Genomic DNA, 17,924 nt, shown 5'->3' on the forward strand with positions numbered 1-17,924 from the left:
CAAACCTTCGTGTATTTAAAAACGGCACCCGATTGGATGCCGTTTGATTTCTATTTATTCTTCTTCGTTTGAGTTGCTTTTCGCGTCTTCGCGCACATCGAACTCAACATGCCATTTTTGACCGTTATCAGCGGCAATGGCTTCTAAGTAAAGCGTACCAAGCTCTGTGACGCGAGAGGCTAGGGTTACTGGAACCACTTCACCTTCACGACGACCTTCAGATACAGGCAGCGTTACTTGAATTTCTGGTAGCTCTTCGAGCTCTTCTGGTGCCCAGTAGTCTAGGTGAGTACCTGCTAGGTCATCACGACGAACGGTTGAGCCAAAGAACTGGAAGTTAACTGGTTGACCGATGATCAAACCAAACTCTTGGCTTGGTACGTCAACGCTTGAACCTTCTTCCATACCAAATGGTGCTACACACAGTGCTTCCATTGGAGGCGCCATGCCAGGAATCGCAGGCATTGCACTTTCGATACCCACGTAGTAAGCCGAAGCAATACCACCACGAATACGAACGCCTTGTCCACGACGTACAGAGCCGTAGTAAGCCGCACCGCTAGCAACTGCAAGGTCTAGATCCACACCTGTTAGGCGTTTTGCCATTTCAGTATCTGCTTCAATTAGCCATTCGTTGATCGTATCTTCTAGACGAGTTGCTAGAAGTTTCGATTTCAGAACACCACCGTTGAATAGGATTGCTGTTGGCTTGATGAAGTCAGCCGATTGCGCTGCATCCGCACCTGGCATACCAGGCATGTTAGCGAATGGGTTAAAATCTTGAGCTGCTGCTTCTGCGCCATTTCCTGAAGCAGAAAGAGCATTGGCTTGCTTAGACAAGAACGCAGCAATGTGACGAGTAATGCCTGCATCTTGTGCGTAAGGCAGACCCATTTGCGTTAGTGCACCACGGTTACGTTGAACAGGGTGGTCCGTAATCGCAACTTGAGGGAAGAAGCCGTCAACCAGTGTTTGTTGTACTTCTTCTTGAGTCAGTTCTGTTTTCAGCGTTGCGCCAAGCAGTTTAGAACCACGGCTTGGTACTACGATTGGCACTGACTGAAGCTCGCTGTCGTTCAATAGCGCTTCTTTCGCGTCACGACATGCGTGCGTCATTGCCTGAACTTGCCATGGCTGTAGCTCTTTGCCTTCTTGCGCTAGCTTCATCTTCAAGCGGTACGCAAGTGCAAGGTCCATGTTGTCACCGCCAAGTAGGATGTGTTCACCTACCGCGATACGGTTCAGAGTTAGGTTACCGTCTTCTTCGGTTACTTCCACCAAAGAAAGGTCGGTTGTACCACCACCGATATCGACCACAAGCACGATGTCGCCAACTTCAACTTCGTCGCGCCATTTGTCGTTGCTGTTATCGATCCAGTTGTAAAGCGCAGCTTGTGGCTCTTCTAACAGTGTTAGGTGCACAAAACCAACATTGCGTGCTGCTTCTGCAGTTAGATCGCGGGCAGCAGGGTCAAAAGAAGCTGGTACCGTGATAGTCACGTCTTGATCGGCAAGGTTGTGATTTGGATTCGTGTGATTCCAAGCGTCTTTTAGGTGCTCTAGGTAAAGCTCTGTCGCGCGAAGAGGGGATACTTTTTCCACTTCTTCTGGGCTACCTGCTGGTAGGAAGGCATCACGACGGTTCACACCAGCGTGGCAAAGCCAAGATTTCGCACTTGCAACAAGGCGAATTGGTGTTTTTGAACCTAGGTTACGTGCAATTGCACCAACCAGAGCTTTTGGCTCGCTCGACCACGGAAGAACGCGTGATTGCGGGTTCATTTCGTGTTCGTGTGGTTGGTAAAGGAAAGAGCCTAATTGGCTACGAGTCTCTACCGTACCCGGTGCAGTAAGCTGCGGGATAGGCATCACTTCAACGCGAGCGTCTTCGTTGTGTGTATCAACAAAAGACATGACACAGTGTGTTGTACCTAAGTCGATACCAACACTGAATTTAGGCGTCTGTTGAGTTTCAACAGACGCTTCTTGAGAATGGTTTTCTTGGTTCATGTGTTCCATTACAGCTCAACCTCAGCTGGAGCGATCACAGATGCATCGTAGTTCTCAGCCAGTTTAGGCAACGTCATTGCTGTTGCTTTCCAACCTTTGTGAACTAGCGTGCCGTTGAATGGCGCGCTGCCTGTTACGTTGCCAGTTAGGCGGATTTCTTGTGGGTTGAAGCCTTCTTCAACCGTAATGCGAGTTTCTTCGTCTTCGTTACGAACGTGCGCTAGCGTCACGTAGTCGTTCAGTACTTTCTGACCGCCAGTATGGATTACGCGAGCGGCCGCGCCTACTTCTTCATCAGAGAATGACGTTAGGTCTTCTTTTAAGAAGTCAATTAGGCGAGCTTCTTGTTGCATGATAGAAAGCAGCTGCATTGCAGAGTCCGTTGATGCTGTTGCAAGTTTTGATTCAACTTCTACAACGCGCTCTACGACTTTCTCTACTTCCACTACTTTTTCTACTTCAACGATCTTCTCAACTGGCTTCTCAACCTCGACGATTTTCTCGACCGGTTTTTCTACCACTTTCTCGACCACTTTTGATTTGCGCGATACCGCGATCAGAAGAAGCAAAACACTCGAAGCTGCCAAACCAGCATGCAGCATATCGAACGTTTGAGGAATTAGGTTCAAATCAATGTTCATGACGTTTTTTCTCTTTCTATTGATTTATTGGTGCTCAGTATTGGCTCATGTGTTTACTAAAAGGATCGTCTTTGCGACCTGCACCAAGTTTAGACATTAAAATGATGGTGGATGGTAGCATATTCAAGGCTTAAGACTGTAATAATTCGTGAATATACCGCATGATTAGCATGAAAAATCAACGATTAGACGGAGCGGCAAACGTTGTTGCTTGATGTTTACCCACATGTGGCGCAGTATTTCCATCATTATCGAAGCATTGCACGCAAAAAACGTGGAACACTAAATGACATACAGCACGGCTCAACAGAGCATTCTCAAACGGTATTCTGCTTCTATTGTCGCTTTCATTGCGGTGCTTATCGTGACAGCGGCTATGGTTGGTGTTGCTTATAAAATCCAGCAGCGCTATACGATGACTATCTTCGATACCTTGGCGGATCGCCAAGCTGAATCTTTAAAATCTGCGGTAGAAAATGACCTTGAGTTTATCGGGGCAGGAGCGAATTTTTTTCACTCTGTCGATGACTCATACTGGTCACAATTTCCCTTGTATGCCAAACAAGTCGTTAATGGTTCCAAAAGCCTAGTTGGTCTGCAATGGATGGAGCGTGTTGACCCACAAGATCTCGATCGCTTCTTGGAAAAAACGCGTAAAACGTTCCCTGATTTTCATATCTTTACCGTGCCAAAAGATGGGCCTAAAACCAATGGCTACATCTTAAAAGATGGCGCTCCGGCGTTTATTGCAACCGACATTTACCCAAGAACGCCGCAGAACCTTTCTCTGCTTGGCTTCTATTCTTCGCGTTTGCGTTTTGAACTGATTCTAGATGACATTCTTACTCAGGGTAGAGCCAACATTTCCGATAAAGTGCGCTTGCTTCAAGATGGATACGATCAATCCCTCGATAAAACTGGATTGTTGGTCTATCACCCAGTGTTTAGCTACGACAACCACGAGCTTTTGGGCGTCGTCGTCGGTGTTGTTCGCAGCACTGTCTACTTCGACGAGTTGATCACCAAGACAGCGACAGAGCTCGATATGTCGATTAAGGTGGAAGATTTAGGCTTTGATGCATACGACGACCCATTGCTGTTTCAGAGCGATAATTGGAGTGACCTGAAAGGGAAAACTATTAGCCGCAAGATTCAACTACCCAATAGAGAATGGAAGGTAGAATTCAAGCTAACGGAATCCGTTTCTGCTTGGGAGCGCTCCGTGCTTTACGGGACGGGGATTGCGGGCTTGGTTATTGCACTTTTGATCAGTTATATAGTGAATCTACAGTCACGGGAAAAAGAGCGTTTAGCGGTCATGCTGGATAATAAAACGGTAGAATTAAAACGCATGGCAGAGTTAGACCCGTTGACTCAGTTACTCAATCGCCGCGTATTTAACGACAACTTACTGCATTATATTAATACTGGCGTTGCCTTTAGTTTGGTTGGCTTTGATATCGACCACTTTAAACGCATCAATGATAAGCACGGTCACTTAGCTGGTGATGAAGCTTTGCTCCATGTTACTCGATTGGTCAATGCGAATTTACTTGAAGGCGATCGCTTCTACCGAGCTGGCGGTGATGAATTCTGCATACTCTCTCGTTTAACCAATAAAGAAGAGTTGGCTGCTTATTTAGAGAAACTGCGTGGTATTGTCGCCAGCTCTCCTTTTGAATACGGGGCAACTCCTATTATCTGTTCTTTGAGCATTGGTGCAGCAGTGCATAAAGATGAAGATCCTGAGAGTTTGTTCCACAAAATGGACGTGCAGCTCTACCAAAGTAAGGAAAATGGCCGAAACTCAGTATCGATCGGTGATTAATTCAGCGAGCAAATTCGAGTTTTGAGATTGGTTACGGTAGAATCTCACGCTTTCAAATTTACGTTAGGAATCAAGACAAACTATGAACCATAACCGTATCGTCTGCTTCGATTTAGAAATGTGCTGCTGGAGTGAAAACGGCGTAGGTCGCACGGGTGAAATCATTGAAGTTGGTTTGGCTGAAATAGATTTGTCGAAAGGTGAAATCGTTAAGCGCGCTCAATACTACGTAAAGCCTGAACATGATGAAGTCTCATTGTTTTGCGCAGAATTAACTGGTATCACACCACGTAAAATTGAAAAGCAGGGCAGACCATTAGAGGAAGTGCTGAAGTCGATGCTGAAGAACTTTGGCGGTCGTAATAAGATCTATGCCTCTTGGGGACGTGATGACCTTATCTTGCTTGAAGAGTGCCAACAAAAAGGCATTGATGCCCCGTTTAGTGAGTTCATTAATCTAGCGACCTTGTATCGCATACAAAACCGCTTGAAAGAAAAACGCATTGGTCACAAAGCCGCACAAGAGGCCAAAGGCATCGAATGGGAAGGTCGCCAGCATTCCGGTTATGTGGATGCATACAACTTGGCGAAACTTGCACTGACCATGCTATAAGCTTCTGTTTTCATAAATCTTTCATCGGATTTCAGTCTTCTCGTCATAAGCCGGCTTTACTTTGGTTGTTAGTAAATAACAACAATGTTGGCTAGTCTCTTGCGGAGATGACGATGTTTGATTCGGCTTAATCCAAACTAGAGACACAAAAAACGCGCTCATGTAGCGCGTTTTTTATTGGTTCTTACTGTTTATGGAAACTGTGCTTCACTGAGACTGTAATTTCGCACGGATAAAGTCGCTGTGGTCGACGTAGAGCAGCTCCGCTGTTTTTCGAATGACGGCATCTTCCAATGGGTCAATTTCACCGTCAGCGTACGCTACTTCCCACATACTCTTGATCAGTTCATAGCGGGTTTCTTGTGAAAGCTCACGCAGTTGAGACGTAAAGTCATAAAGGGAAGTCGACTCACTTGATCGGTTCTGAGCCTGATTCAGTAGGGTATCGGTCTCTTCATCCGTCAGGGAAAGTAATTTCATGATCAAAGAGCGTTTGGTCGCTTGCTCTCTTTCATCGATTTGATGGTCCGCACCAGCTACTTCACAAAGCAAACATGCTATCGCCATATTGGGTGACAGTGTGTTGGATTGGCTAAGGTCCGAGCCTTCTATAAGTTGTTTAAATAATGAAGTAAGCGAATTAAACATGTTGAGCACCAAGCTGTTATCTATTTATTTAAGATGGTAATGGTTTGAGCAAATCTCAAGGTCTTGATTGAATTTGATCAAGATCTCTTACGATTGAGATGACATTTTTGCTCAATACAGTATTTGACCGCCAAAAAGCAGATTTATTCCTCAACCTTTGTAGGCGGGAAATGTATTGAATCACCTTCACCAGTTAAAATACTGATATTGTTTGGCTTTCCGTCTTCATCCAACCTTAGCTCGCCAATCGCACTTTGGTTCACGAGTCGATAAAAATTGTGGTTGCTTGGTGCGCGTTTAAAAATCTTCAAACGCTTGCGCTTTGTGAACAAGTTCAATGGTGATCGAGGGCTATACAGCAGACGATCCATTGCATCACATGCGCTCAGAAGTTGCGCAGGAAACTGGTTCTTAATCCCACTACAAGTGATCTGATAGATGTTTGGACTATTACGGCGAAAACGCAACTTGATGTCATAGGCGAAAGAGTAGTGTACATCGCCAGAGAGAATCACGAAGTTAGTTGGCGTTTTGGTGTGGGTGAAAATACTGATCAAAGTATTCGCACTGCCCGGATGCGCCATCCAGTTTTCTGCGTCAATCAGTAATGGCTGACCCAAGCCCGTCATGATGCGTTGCAGCGTTTCAATAAACTTCACACCAAACATGGGCGCGGCAGAGACAATGATCACTTTGTCTTGATGCATCAACTCTTGGTGGAATTCAATCAAGGCTTCCCAATCCATCAAGCCTGATGGTTTGTTCATACGAGACTCTGAACGCCAACGACGAGTACGTGTATCCAGTACCACCACTTTTGGTGAGGTGTGAATCGTGTAGTGCCAATCTTCAAAACGATAGAGGTACTTTATGAACTCGTCTTGAGATTCTGAAGTCAGCTCTTCAAAGTAACGGCGCGCATGCTCCACAAACGAGGCGTTGAATTTTTCTGGCGCGTTTCCCCAACCTTGGCATAACCAGTAAGCAATCAGGCTGTTACCGATGATGCGATGTGAGAAGAGGTTCTCATTGGCTGCTTTTTCCCATCCAACCGTTAGGTTCCAATCGTCGGTCACGTCATGGTCATCAAAGATCATGTAAGTAGGAACGTGAGCGAGCAAACGCTGGACTTTATCCAAGCCTTCGACAAACGCATCGATATGAACTTTCTCATCACGCCAATGTTGTTGCCATTTCGGCTCTAACGCTTTTCCGCCCGTCGTAAATTCTTTTTCCAATAAACGTTCACGATTGACTAACGTCCAAGGTACTGGAGACCAAACGAGCAGGTACATCGCAAACAGTTCGGCAAAACTGATGAGATGGTTTTCGCATTCACGTGAACTGAAAATAGGGGTACCACGATGGGGGAAGAACTTGCTCAGTAAGCTTCCGTCGTCCACGTAGTGGGGCAGAATGTTATCTCGGCCATAAAAGCAATCTGGGCTTTGATACAGCTCTTGCGTGTTTTTGATCGGTGCTTGTGCGAACTCTTCATCAGGCAAGCCTAGTAACTCGACCAATTGCTCAATCGCATCCAGCATTGGACCTGCTACATGATCGGCATAGATTTGATCGCCGCTCATGATCAGCATATCTGGGCGGTCTTCTATCTGCTGGCTAGCAACTTTAGCGTCTGCTTGGACGAGTGTGTCCTTACTAAAATGATGTGGGTTACGACAAGAACCGTGCAATACATAATCAGCTTTCTCGCTGATCAAGAATTCTACACCTTGCTCTGTTTGCTTATCTTCGCCATAGATAAGATGGGGCATCAACTCGGTTAACAAACCGGATTGAGTATGGAGCTGATAACGCAGTGCACGGTGGGTAGGAAATTCGCCTTGCAGCGTCAGCATGCAAACCCAAGCACGTTTACCGACTTGTAATAGATGCTCTTTTGAAACAGGCTGAGAATAGTATTGTTCACCCGTGCCAGCATCGCTGATTTCAACCAAGCCTTCGAGAGGTTGCGTGGTCACCAACCAAATATTCACTTCCTTCGCGGTGACCTTTCTTAAAATCGGGCCGGCAACAATCAGGGGAAGAGAGGAAAGTTCATTGGTGTTGAGCGATGTTGGCAAAGTGGTTCCTTAGTATTTTGAATCAGTGTTCTGAATCTTCTTCGAGTATTTCGATAACTTGTGAGCTGCTAAGTTCATGTCCCATCAGAAACAAACCTAACATGGCGTCGGCTTTTGACGCACTGTCGCTATCTTCATCAAGGATTTGTTGTAGGCGAGTACGAATCAAGTCAATTTCATGCTCAACAAAACCACGGCCTTCTTCTTCGCCTTGGCCATCTTCTGGTGCATTATCGAAGTGCATAAACAGCATATCACCATCAAGCGTGGTGCTCTCTAAACGCTCTGGTAGCCATTCTTCACCCATTACGATATCGGGATCGCTACCATCAGGCAAATTGTTGATAAGGGAGATGAGTTCAGATGCTTTCACGATAAACTGCGGATTTGGTCATTGGTTTTCTATTGTATCGACCAAACCGGAAAAAACTAAGCCCTTTCATCATCGAAACGTTTTAATTGCTTGCATTGTCATCATTTTGTTGTTGTGAGTAGACCGCCAAATATCGATAACTTTCACTTTAAATAAATTAGGAGATATAACTAATCAATCTTCAAAGGTGAAATCACGAATTCAATTATTGGTCCGATGAGTCGATTGATTTCATCAACAAATCTTAGCACTCTACGTCACCAATCGATAATGAGAATAATTATCGACAATTAATTTAACTGACGTATAAATAGAGTTCTGAAATGAAACGAATAATGACCTTACTTTGCTTAGCGCCTGTATTTGGTGTGAGTGCTGCTGATAACAAGATTGAATCTTTCATGAATGCTTTTCATGAGAATCCTTCAAAAGTAATGAACGAGTTACCTCAGAAAGAAGGCGACACGTCTCCCATCATTGTTGAAGAATCGGAATCCATTCGAGCATCCGTGCGTGATGTCATTATGGAGAGAGCGACATCAGAATCTCATCACTCATTTTCTGCAAATCTTAATAATGACAACCCGGCGCGTTTGGTGGATGTGGGTACTGGCTTGATTCGCAATCTCGATGAGCTTCACCGTCAAATACCGAATTCAAAGCGACTTGAAGTACAACCTTGGTCCGACACCTACTGGCCTCTGTATTCTGGTGCTGCTGCTTGGCGTTATGGCGACAGGGAACTCAGTGCGAGCAATTGGCAAGAGTATTTTGACTTTTCGCACATTCAAAAACCGGTAGTCTCGGTTCAAGGACAGGATCGAGAGGATTTATCTCCGGCAGAAAAATACGATTTGCTGGTGGGGGATACTCAATTTACGCTATCAAAACGTTCGTGGGACTCTGGCAAAGGGTACTACGAATCGAATGGCAGTGTAGAACGCTGGATGGGACTCTGCCATGGTTGGGCAGCGGCTGCGTATATGCTTCCGAGGCCGACGCAATCTGTTACTGTGCCAGACGCTAATGGTGAACCTTTAAAGTTTTACCCTTCTGATATCAAAGCACTTGGAACTTTATTATGGGCAGAAGCGCCGTTTGAAACTCGTTTTATTGGTGGGCGATGTAACATAAAGAACCCAGCAAAAGATGAAAATGGGCGAGTGATTGAACCGGATTGTAATGACACCAACCCAGCCAGTTGGCACTTAGCGGTGCTAAACCAGTTGGGGTTATCTGGCCGTAGCTTGATCATGGATGCTACTTACGATTATCAAGTTTGGAACCAGCCTGTTTTAGGCTACAACTTGCAATATTTTAATCCACAAACGTACCGCTCGGCCTCCGACCCTGCAGATGTCATGATCAGCTTGGAATCTTACGACAAAGATCGTTTCTCTGCATATCGCTCACGTCGCGCAGCTTCCATTGTTGGTGTTCAAATGCAAGTCGAATACATGGTTGAAACGAATCCTACGCATCGCTCGACTGACATGCCCCGTTATGATGGCGTATCACGAGTGACGTATTACTACGACCTTGAAATCGATGCAAATGGACAAGTAATTGGAGGGGAGTGGTATCAAAATCGTCACCCAGATTTTCTTTGGACGCCAACACCTGCAGCGATGGCGAAATCCTATTATGACGGAAATGGCGAATGGGATATGTCTTTACCGATTCCGCAGAGTTGGCAGTACCAAGCACCACGTGCTTCTCGCTACACACAACCAATGACGGCAGTCGTCGAAGCTCTGTTTACCGCTTCGTCAGGTAAGCAGGATGACCAAGATGGATGGAAAAAAATAAAAACCAACACGGAGAGTGGCTCGCAGTGTCTTGATGTGGAGTACCGCGCATCAGGTGAGGGCTCAAGAGTATTTGGTTGGCGTTGTCATAATGGGGATAACCAAGAGTGGAAGTTAACTTCTGCAGGGAAGCTCATGAGTCGAAGCAACTCAGAATTGTGCCTCGATCAGCAAGGTATCGAGATTACTCTTGAGGAGTGTGGGGATGTTCCTACCCAACAATGGCGATGGGAAAATGGGCAGATAAAGAACCGCCTTGATAATTCGTTGAAGTGGAATGACCGCACTTGGCTAGTTGAAGCCGATGTACAAGGCAGTGAGTGGTACTTGGAATAGTTGAGATAAATACAGAGCCCGCTATCGTAGCAGGCTCTCTTTATCATTGCTTAATAGTCGTTACAGCTGCCTTCAAATGTCCAGAACCAGTAGTTCTGATAAGGGTCTGCTCCCCAGTTATCTTGTGTCGCAACAAAGCGGTTGCCCCAATACTTCACTGAAGAACCGGCAGGGTAGTAATTGTAAGGTGACCACTCTTGCAGAGATGCGCACTGGTCTTGTGGTTCTGGGTTTGGCTGTGGCGTTCCGTATGCCTCACTGACGGCAAGGTAGGCGTCAGAAGCGCTCTGCGTATTTGTTACAGTGACATAAATGTCTGAACCTTGAATACCACCAAAACCACACGCTTCTTCATTACCCATATTGGTCGATGAGCAGTCGTAATCTGAAGGTGTTGCTGGGCGATCAATCGCTACATAAAGTTCCACATTACCAAAGCCATTGTAAGTTTGTACCCAAACATCATCGCTAGAGGCTCGACGCAGAACGAACTGTTGCTCGTCTGCCGTGTTTCTTTGGATCGCGACAGGTATGTTGAGCGAAAGCTCGGTCATGCTGGTATCCGGTCCAGGGTTTGGATTAGGTTGACCGCTTTCACAGTTCATCACCTGAACACCCACTTGAGAGAACGCAGACGTGACAGCGGAGCTTTCATATCCCAGCTTTTGCGCTGCCTTACATACGCCTTCTGCACCTTGCTGGAAGGTTGAGTTTGGCGTCCAGTACAACTGGTTCGCCGTTGCGTAAGCCATGAATGCTTTTTTGATGCTCCAGCCTGAGCTTGTCGCTAGGTGGTAAAAGGCTTTGTTGAAAATGCCTGAGCTGTGGTGCACATCGATGCCATTGTAGTATTGGTTTATATGGTCGATCGAGGAACCGTCATGGCTTGGGTTGATGAAGTAACGCATAGCGGGTGAGTACTTCATCACGTGTTCACCCATCTTCCAGTTGAAGCTACCATGCACGTATTGGCTAAGTGCAGCAGCAGCGACGTCAGAAAATGATTCGTTCATTCCGCCAGACATGCCGCGATATTCCAACCCTGAGTTTTGCTCGGTGAAACCGTGGCTGACTTCATGTGCGATAACATCCCAAGTCGCAAGAGGGTACATAGAGCTGTTGCCATCACCAAAGGTCATTTGACGGCCGTCCCAAAACGCGTTGCCATAGTTTGAGCCGTAGTGAACGCGCATGGTGAGTTTTTGTTGGATAGGACGTGCGCCAAGCCACTCACGGTACATGTCAAACACACGTTGGCCGAAGTAGTGTGCGTCGTTCATTGGCGCGTATGCCCCGTTGATTTCTCGGTAGTTATTCACGTTGCAGTTGAAGCGATGAACTTGGCCACCCCATTGTTGGTTGTTCATGTTGATCGTTTCGACATTATCACTGTTCATCTGACAGTATTGGTCAACTTGAAATCCACCAAATTTAGTATTTGGGCCAAAGTAATAACGGCCACTTTTTTGGTTGCCGCCTGGGCCTTCTGCTTCAAGAAATGCAAGACCTTCCCATTGGTCCATGATCTCTCCTGATTTTGCATCGACCAGCGTTATAGGACGAGAGGGACGCAGATTCACAATTTTAACCGCATCGACTTTGTAGATAAGGCGCGCAGTATTTTGTTCGTCAAGCCAAACCATTAGTTCCGCACGAGCATCATTCTCTGGAGACTCGTTAGATGCAAAGCCTTGCTCAGTACCCGTTGCGATCTCAATCGCTTGGTTTGCGCTGATCATTGGCAGCGTCGAGTCTAAGTCGTTGTCGATTCCAACCACCACATTACCGTCAATCGATTGAGCAAAGCCTTTTGCGGAAAGATCTGCGACGACAGAGTGACCATATACAGGTACGCCGTAATGCAATTGTTGCTTACGAACTAACGTTTGTTGACCTATTTCTACTCGGTTGATGTTCTGATAACTCAGTTCGGTACTTGCTGGCATATAGGATGATTCACCAGCAATATTGAGTGCTTCAGAGAGGTCAGTTTGAGAGTGTTCTACAATTTGTGCTGCCTGCGAGGCGAACGCGAAAGGGACAAGCGATAATAAAGTGACGTTTCGCATAATTAACCTTTGATTATGATTGTGTATTTTCTTATGTGTATGTATTCATAGCAAAAATGCGATTGCAGATTAAAGATAAAATCCAGGAATGTGTAAGTGCAATTGGTTGAATATTTGAGGTTAATTCAAAACAAATTTATAAATCGCCTAAAATATGGGCGGTTATAACGAGGTTAAGTAGTCCTGTAGGAATTTTTAACCGATAGACGAATAAAGTCAGATATACTCTTTGTGATTGAATACTGTCTCTAATTACAGCGACATAGGAGAGTTATGAAACACCTACTAGGAACATCGCTAGCCTGCTCAGGCTTATTGCTAAACGGAGCCGCATTTGCTGAGTCGAAGCATGCTGAACAAGAGTGGGGCATTGCTGCGATGTACCGGACTGCTGCGATTCCTTTTTATACTGCTGACGATGACTCGACGGTAAGCACGTTTGTGCCAATGATGTTCTTTGAGAATGAGCACCTTTACATTGATGGCCTTGAAGGTGGTGTGTTCTTATATGATGAGGACGACTCAGATTGGCGTGCGAGTGCGATCATGCGCTTGCGCTTTGTTGACATACCTAAATCGGTTCAAAACGCTTTTGAGGGCGATCGTGTCGACTTCGGTGGCCAAATTCGTTACAACTTTGACGAGAACTGGCGCGCCGAATTCGAAGTGATGACGGATGACGAATTCCAATTTCATTCCAACTACCGTATCGCGGCTAACTATGAGTTAGGCGACTGGGAGTTGGAACCTTCTTTTACCATTCGTTATAAAGATGCCGATTTCAACAGTACTTATTACTCGTTTGATGAAGTAACGGGCGAGAAAATTGGTGCAGGTATTGATGCGAACTTAGGCATTAAAGCCCGATACCACGTCATTTCTAATTTGTACCTACTCGGCGAAACGAGCATTACTCGTCTAGACAGCGAAGCGTACAACAGCCAAATTGTTGAAGACCGCTATCAGGGTGAAGTATTCGTTGGCTTTGGTTTCTTCAATGACAAAGGGAAGGCTCGTAAATCAGAGTTGAGCAACCGTCCGTATCTGCGTGTTGCACACGGTTGGGCAACGCCGTCCAATATTGGCGATATTTTCAAATTTAATGCCGAGAAGGACGAGTACAACAACCAGCTCACCTCATTATTCTACGGACACCCATTGACGGATGAAATCTTCGGTTTCCCGATTGATATCTATCTAACACCAGGTTTGGTTCACCATTGGTCATCTGAAGTTCAATCGTCCAGTACTGAGTATGTGATGGCGATTAAGGCTTACTACACCTTTAATTGGCCGACCAAATGGCGTTTCGGTGTTGCAGAGGGTATGTCTTACATCGATAACATCACCTACATCGAAGGAACAGAGATGGAAGAGAAAGGTTACACCGCAAGTAATTTGCTGAACTATCTCGACTTCTCATTTGATGTGAATGTAGGCGATCTGTTTAACCAGAAAGATTGGGAAAACATGTGGGTTGGTTATTCGTTGCATCACCGTAGTGCGATTTTCGAGAGTGCTTCTCAGTTTGGTCGCATCAAAGGCGGCAGTAACTACAATACCATATACTTCCAGTATGATTTTTAATCGCAACTAGATGAATTAGCCAAGCCTTTATATTGTTAGAAAGGCTTGGCTTTTTGCCCACATTTCCTTTTCTTTTATCCCTGCATTTTTCCATTTTTTCTAGTTGAAATGACTGGCAGAATTGGCGTTTTGGCTTGTTGTTTCTCAAGTTTTTGTACCTGTTTCATATCCTCTTCCCATTAACGTTCTTGATAGATTTCTCACATGTTTTCGCTTAAATGCTTAAAGGTTTAAGCATGTCGAATGTGTTCAGCAGCGCCCTAATCACAAAAGACTAAAAGCCACATTGCGACCAATGTTTCTCCAATGGGAATATCCGTGGTGAAACGTTTATATACAAAGGTCGATACGAGCAATGATAAAAAAAAGCCTTTTAGCTACCTCTACCCTAATGGTTAGCATGTCCGCGTTCGCTGATGTCACAATCACTGAACTTACCGTCAATCCACAACTCTATCCGGTAGGATTTGAGCAGCACTTACAGAACAACTTAGACTTTTTTGTCGACGGTGTGGGTGTTGACCAAAAAGCCAAAGTTCCCTACGACACGATTTTCGTCGATAAAGAGGGGAATATTAAGCACGACTATTACGTCAATACGACTGAGATTGGTTTGTACCTCAATGTCCTCGTTGAAGCGCATAAAAATGGCAATGCTGATGCATTAATTCGTATTCATGAAACTCTGGATGCACTCGCTAAAGCACCAACATGGAAAGGCTTATTCTACTGGCCTTATGACATTGAAGGTGACCAACTAATACCAAACGAAGATGGAATCGTACCGGCAGTTGATAACGCTAACTTGGCGTTTGCTTTAGCCGGCGTCGCGGGGGCGTACATTGATTCCAAACAGAAACAAGAGCAGTTAGTTGTTGGTAAGGTTGAGGCGATATTTAACAGCCAAATTGAGGGTTGGTCTGAACTTTACGATGAAGACAAAGGCCTGCTTTACTCAGGCTGGTCTACCAAAACTGACGCACCACTTACTTACCATATTGATCGTAAAGCCAATGAAAGCCGACTGGCTCCTGTTTGGGCGCACCTAATCACTCAGAACTCTGAAAAATCGGTACCGAAGACGGCTTTCAATAACATGGAGTTGTACACCCATGATTACTACCTAAATGGTAAAAAGCTGACTCCGATGCTGACATGGGACGGTGCTTACTTCCAAGGCATGCTTTCTATGATTTGGTTGGAAGAGCGAGCTCTAATGCCTGATTTCTCTATCATCGAAGACATGACTGAGGTTCAAAAGTATCACGCTATTCATAACCAAATTCCGTTCGTTTCCTCTGCGGCGACTGTTGATGATGGCTACGCCGCATTTGGTGTTTCGCAATTATCTGAGTCCAAAGTGCGCTTTAACAATGACATCGAAGGGGGCGAGACTGGCACACCCCACGCATTAGCACTCTCTTACATGGTTAAGCCATTTGAGGCCGTGAATCTGCTGAATAGACTTATCGATTTCTACCCGCAGCTTGAAACTCCTTACGGTTGGTACGATGCGGTCAACGCTAAGGGTGAGACTTCCACGAAAATTCTATCACTTGATCAGGGAATGTTTGTTGGCGCTTTCTTATCGCCAGCCATTAATAAGGATGTGCGCACCTATTTAGAAAGCAAAGACTACTACTCAACGATTGTTGATATGTACGAAACCTTCGAACCAAACAACAACTAGATAGGTATTGAATCGTGAACTTAAGAAAAGCAGTGAAACTATCAAGTCTACTTCCTTTAATGAGCCTTGCGCTTCCATGCGCTGCGTTAGCCGAAGAAGCTCAAGAGGAAATAGAAGTTGGTCTATGGAATGACCATGAATATCGAGAGCTAATTCTGGAAACGGAATCTGCACAGAGCAGTGACGCTTCTCCAAGAACTCGTGCACTTACCGGCATCGAATACGAACGCGTAAACAATGAAAATCAGCCAGATGAAGAGCTGCTTCATTACATCTATGCGGACGGCTTTACGCGTGTTACGGATAACTTCAGTATGGGTTATGTACTGAAAGAGATACATCACAGTCGTGGTGGTGAGAGTACGGGTCTCAGTAACTATTCTGAGTTGATCCCAAGCTTCTACTGGCGTCAAAACGATAACGTAGCATACAACTTAATGCTGTCGTATGAAAAAACCATCGGCGAATGGCACAACGATAAATACATGGTAAAACCTGGGATTGATCTGAGCTTTGGGCGACATTTCTTACACCTAAGCGCTGAGCTTGGTTACAAAGATGAACGTCAAGGTGCCGGAAGTCGCGGCGCGTTTATCGAGAGTGAGCCTTTGTACCTGTACCGCTTAGACAACGGTATCAATATTGGTGCGAAAGTGATCTACGTAGAGGAACACAACGACTTCAACTACACCGAATTTGCCGTTAAACCTTTAGTCCAGTTCAACTTTGATAACGGCAATTACCTAGAGTTGCGTTATGAACGAGGCTCGTTGGATATGGGCTCGGATCCAAATAACCGTGACCACTTTGACTACGATATTTATGCGCTATACACGGATTTACCTATCAATGATCACTTCTCTTTCTTAGCGGATATTCAAGTTAAGGATCGTCACGCCAACCCTGCACCTTGGACGGGTGATCAGCTGGTTTGGTTCTCTAAAGTTGGCATTGTATGGAAATTCTAAGAGGCACAATTTAATCAATGATGGGGTACCCATCGCTGGTGGATATCCCATTCTCAATCCATATGCACTATTTTTTGATCATGCTTTAAGGGAAAGAGTGCATCAAATAGTGAACGCATTTAGAAATAGGAATGCAGAATCATGGCGAAAGTAACGCTAGAAAACGTAAATAAGGTCTATGACAACGGCTTCCACGCTATTCACGATGTCAGCTTAGACATTAAAGATGGCGAATTCATGGTGCTTGTTGGGCCATCAGGTTGCGCTAAATCCACCATGTTGCGAATGGTTGCGGGTTTAGAAAGCATCACTGATGGTCAGCTCATTATCGGGGACCGCAAGTGTAATGACTTGCCTCCGAAAGATCGTGGTATTGCAATGGTGTTTCAAAACTATGCACTGTATCCGCACATGACGACCTATGAAAACTTGGCTTTTGGCTTAGAGACCGCAAAGAAACCAAAAGCAGAGATAGAGCAACGAGTGGCTAAAGCAGCTGAGCTTTTGGAAATCACAGAGTTGTTGGATCGCAAACCTAAGCAGATGTCAGGCGGTCAACGTCAGCGAGTCGCGCTAGGCCGCGCGATGGTGAGAAACCCAGATGTTTTCCTTTTTGATGAACCTCTCTCAAACCTAGACGCGAAACTGCGTGTATCAATGCGTCGTCGCATTACTCGCTTGCACAGCCAGCTACAAGAATCGGGCAAACCCGCTACCATGATTTATGTGACCCACGATCAGGTTGAAGCGATGACGATGGGCGATCGGGTCTGCATTCTCAATCAAGGTCGTATCATGCAAGTTGATACTCCAATGAACGTATACCACCAGCCAAAAAACAAGTTTGTTGCTGAGTTTATTGGATCGCCAGCGATGAACATGCTGGAAGGCACGCTCGTTGAACAAAATGGCGTGGTGTGCGCGCAACTCAATGAACACACCATTGCACTATCAAAAGCTCACCAAGAAAAGGCGGTTGAGTGGGTGGGGCACCGTATTCACCTAGGCATTCGTCCAGAGCATCTTTCCGTTGCTGAACAAGCTAATCAACATACGCTACCAGCAAAAGTAGAAGCGAAAGAAGAGCTCGGTTCTGAAGTCTACTTACATGTAAACATTTTCGATAAAGCAATGGTTTGTAAGCTGCTCGATACAGAGAAAACCCCTGAAGTAGGAAGCCATTGCCACATCCAACTGCAAGTCGAAAAGTGTCACGTATTCGACGATGCCTCTCAAGAAAATATCCACTACACAGATTCAAAATAAGTT

General features: G+C 45.4%; 13 protein-coding genes. 7 read left to right on the forward strand and 6 right to left on the reverse strand.

Annotated features, from left to right (window positions below; translation table 11 throughout):
• Window positions 1-54: 54 nt before the first annotated feature.
• Window positions 55-2,019, reverse strand: a complete 1,965-nt coding sequence (locus tag L1076_RS16855) for an Hsp70 family protein (protein WP_237304094.1) — start codon at window positions 2,017-2,019, stop codon at window positions 55-57.
• Window positions 2,019-2,651, reverse strand: a complete 633-nt coding sequence (locus tag L1076_RS16860) for a DUF2760 domain-containing protein (RefSeq protein WP_237304095.1) — start codon at window positions 2,649-2,651, stop codon at window positions 2,019-2,021. Before L1076_RS16860 ends, L1076_RS16855 begins: the two co-directional genes overlap by 1 nt.
• A gap of 286 nt (window positions 2,652-2,937) precedes the next feature.
• Here L1076_RS16860 and L1076_RS16865 point away from each other — a divergent pair, with 286 nt between their 5' ends.
• Together L1076_RS16865 and L1076_RS16870 are read left to right on the forward strand one after the other, a co-directional pair.
• Complete coding sequence (locus L1076_RS16865) at window positions 2,938-4,479, forward strand: sensor domain-containing diguanylate cyclase (RefSeq protein WP_038878709.1); 1,542 nt, start codon at window positions 2,938-2,940, stop codon at window positions 4,477-4,479.
• Window positions 4,480-4,561: 82 nt separating this feature from the next.
• Window positions 4,562-5,092, forward strand: coding sequence for a 3'-5' exonuclease (locus tag L1076_RS16870; protein WP_038872287.1), 531 nt, complete (start codon window positions 4,562-4,564; stop codon window positions 5,090-5,092).
• Between the two features lie 207 nt (window positions 5,093-5,299).
• Here L1076_RS16870 and L1076_RS16875 read toward each other — a convergent pair whose 3' ends face one another.
• The 3 genes from L1076_RS16875 to L1076_RS16885 form a co-directional block, all read right to left on the reverse strand.
• Window positions 5,300-5,740 (reverse strand): TerB family tellurite resistance protein, encoded by a 441-nt coding sequence (locus tag L1076_RS16875; protein ID WP_045403363.1) that lies wholly within the window; start codon window positions 5,738-5,740, stop codon window positions 5,300-5,302.
• Window positions 5,741-5,883: 143 nt separating this feature from the next.
• Complete coding sequence (locus L1076_RS16880; protein ID WP_237304096.1) at window positions 5,884-7,824, reverse strand: alkaline phosphatase D family protein; 1,941 nt, start codon at window positions 7,822-7,824, stop codon at window positions 5,884-5,886.
• Window positions 7,825-7,846: 22 nt separating this feature from the next.
• Window positions 7,847-8,197, reverse strand: a complete 351-nt coding sequence (locus L1076_RS16885) for a hypothetical protein (RefSeq protein WP_038872292.1) — start codon at window positions 8,195-8,197, stop codon at window positions 7,847-7,849.
• A 323-nt stretch (window positions 8,198-8,520) separates the two neighbouring features.
• On the opposite strand from L1076_RS16885, the gene L1076_RS16890 reads away from it, so the two are divergent.
• Entirely contained in the window at window positions 8,521-10,341 is a 1,821-nt protein-coding gene (locus tag L1076_RS16890; protein WP_237304097.1) for a ricin-type beta-trefoil lectin domain protein, read from the forward strand.
• Window positions 10,342-10,391: 50 nt separating this feature from the next.
• Here L1076_RS16890 and L1076_RS16895 read toward each other — a convergent pair whose 3' ends face one another.
• Window positions 10,392-12,410 (reverse strand): M4 family metallopeptidase, encoded by a 2,019-nt coding sequence (locus L1076_RS16895; RefSeq protein WP_237304098.1) that lies wholly within the window; start codon window positions 12,408-12,410, stop codon window positions 10,392-10,394.
• Window positions 12,411-12,683: 273 nt separating this feature from the next.
• Between L1076_RS16895 and L1076_RS16900 the strand changes: the two genes are divergently transcribed.
• The 4 genes from L1076_RS16900 to ugpC all read left to right on the forward strand — a co-directional run bounded on the left by L1076_RS16900 (window position 12,684) and on the right by ugpC (window position 17,921).
• Window positions 12,684-13,997 carry a MipA/OmpV family protein gene (locus tag L1076_RS16900; protein ID WP_039976664.1) on the forward strand — a complete coding sequence of 438 codons (1,314 nt, stop codon included), beginning with the start codon at window positions 12,684-12,686 and terminating at the stop codon, window positions 13,995-13,997.
• A 400-nt stretch (window positions 13,998-14,397) separates the two neighbouring features.
• Entirely contained in the window at window positions 14,398-15,687 is a 1,290-nt protein-coding gene (locus tag L1076_RS16905; RefSeq protein WP_237304099.1) for a hypothetical protein, read from the forward strand.
• A gap of 14 nt (window positions 15,688-15,701) precedes the next feature.
• On the forward strand, window positions 15,702-16,655 hold the full coding sequence (locus L1076_RS16910) for a hypothetical protein (protein WP_237304100.1): 954 nt from the start codon (window positions 15,702-15,704) through the stop codon (window positions 16,653-16,655).
• A gap of 141 nt (window positions 16,656-16,796) precedes the next feature.
• Entirely contained in the window at window positions 16,797-17,921 is a 1,125-nt protein-coding gene (ugpC, locus tag L1076_RS16915; RefSeq protein WP_005433806.1) for a sn-glycerol-3-phosphate ABC transporter ATP-binding protein UgpC, read from the forward strand.
• The last annotated feature ends 3 nt before the right edge of the window (window positions 17,922-17,924 follow it).

The organism is Vibrio sp. MMG023, from assembly GCF_021654215.1.
Classification (GTDB): domain Bacteria; phylum Pseudomonadota; class Gammaproteobacteria; order Enterobacterales; family Vibrionaceae; genus Vibrio; species Vibrio jasicida.

Coding starts and splice junctions, on each gene's coding strand:
- L1076_RS16855 (WP_237304094.1), bottom strand. CDS start 2,019: ATGGAACACATGAACCAAGAAAACCATTCTCAAGAAGCGTCTGTTGAA.
- L1076_RS16860 (WP_237304095.1), bottom strand. CDS start 2,651: ATGAACATTGATTTGAACCTAATTCCTCAAACGTTCGATATGCTGCAT.
- L1076_RS16865 (WP_038878709.1), top strand. CDS start 2,938: ATGACATACAGCACGGCTCAACAGAGCATTCTCAAACGGTATTCTGCT.
- L1076_RS16870 (WP_038872287.1), top strand. CDS start 4,562: ATGAACCATAACCGTATCGTCTGCTTCGATTTAGAAATGTGCTGCTGG.
- L1076_RS16875 (WP_045403363.1), bottom strand. CDS start 5,740: ATGTTTAATTCGCTTACTTCATTATTTAAACAACTTATAGAAGGCTCG.
- L1076_RS16890 (WP_237304097.1), top strand. CDS start 8,521: ATGAAACGAATAATGACCTTACTTTGCTTAGCGCCTGTATTTGGTGTG.
- L1076_RS16895 (WP_237304098.1), bottom strand. CDS start 12,410: ATGCGAAACGTCACTTTATTATCGCTTGTCCCTTTCGCGTTCGCCTCG.
- L1076_RS16900 (WP_039976664.1), top strand. CDS start 12,684: ATGAAACACCTACTAGGAACATCGCTAGCCTGCTCAGGCTTATTGCTA.
- L1076_RS16905 (WP_237304099.1), top strand. CDS start 14,398: ATGTCCGCGTTCGCTGATGTCACAATCACTGAACTTACCGTCAATCCA.
- ugpC (WP_005433806.1), top strand. CDS start 16,797: ATGGCGAAAGTAACGCTAGAAAACGTAAATAAGGTCTATGACAACGGC.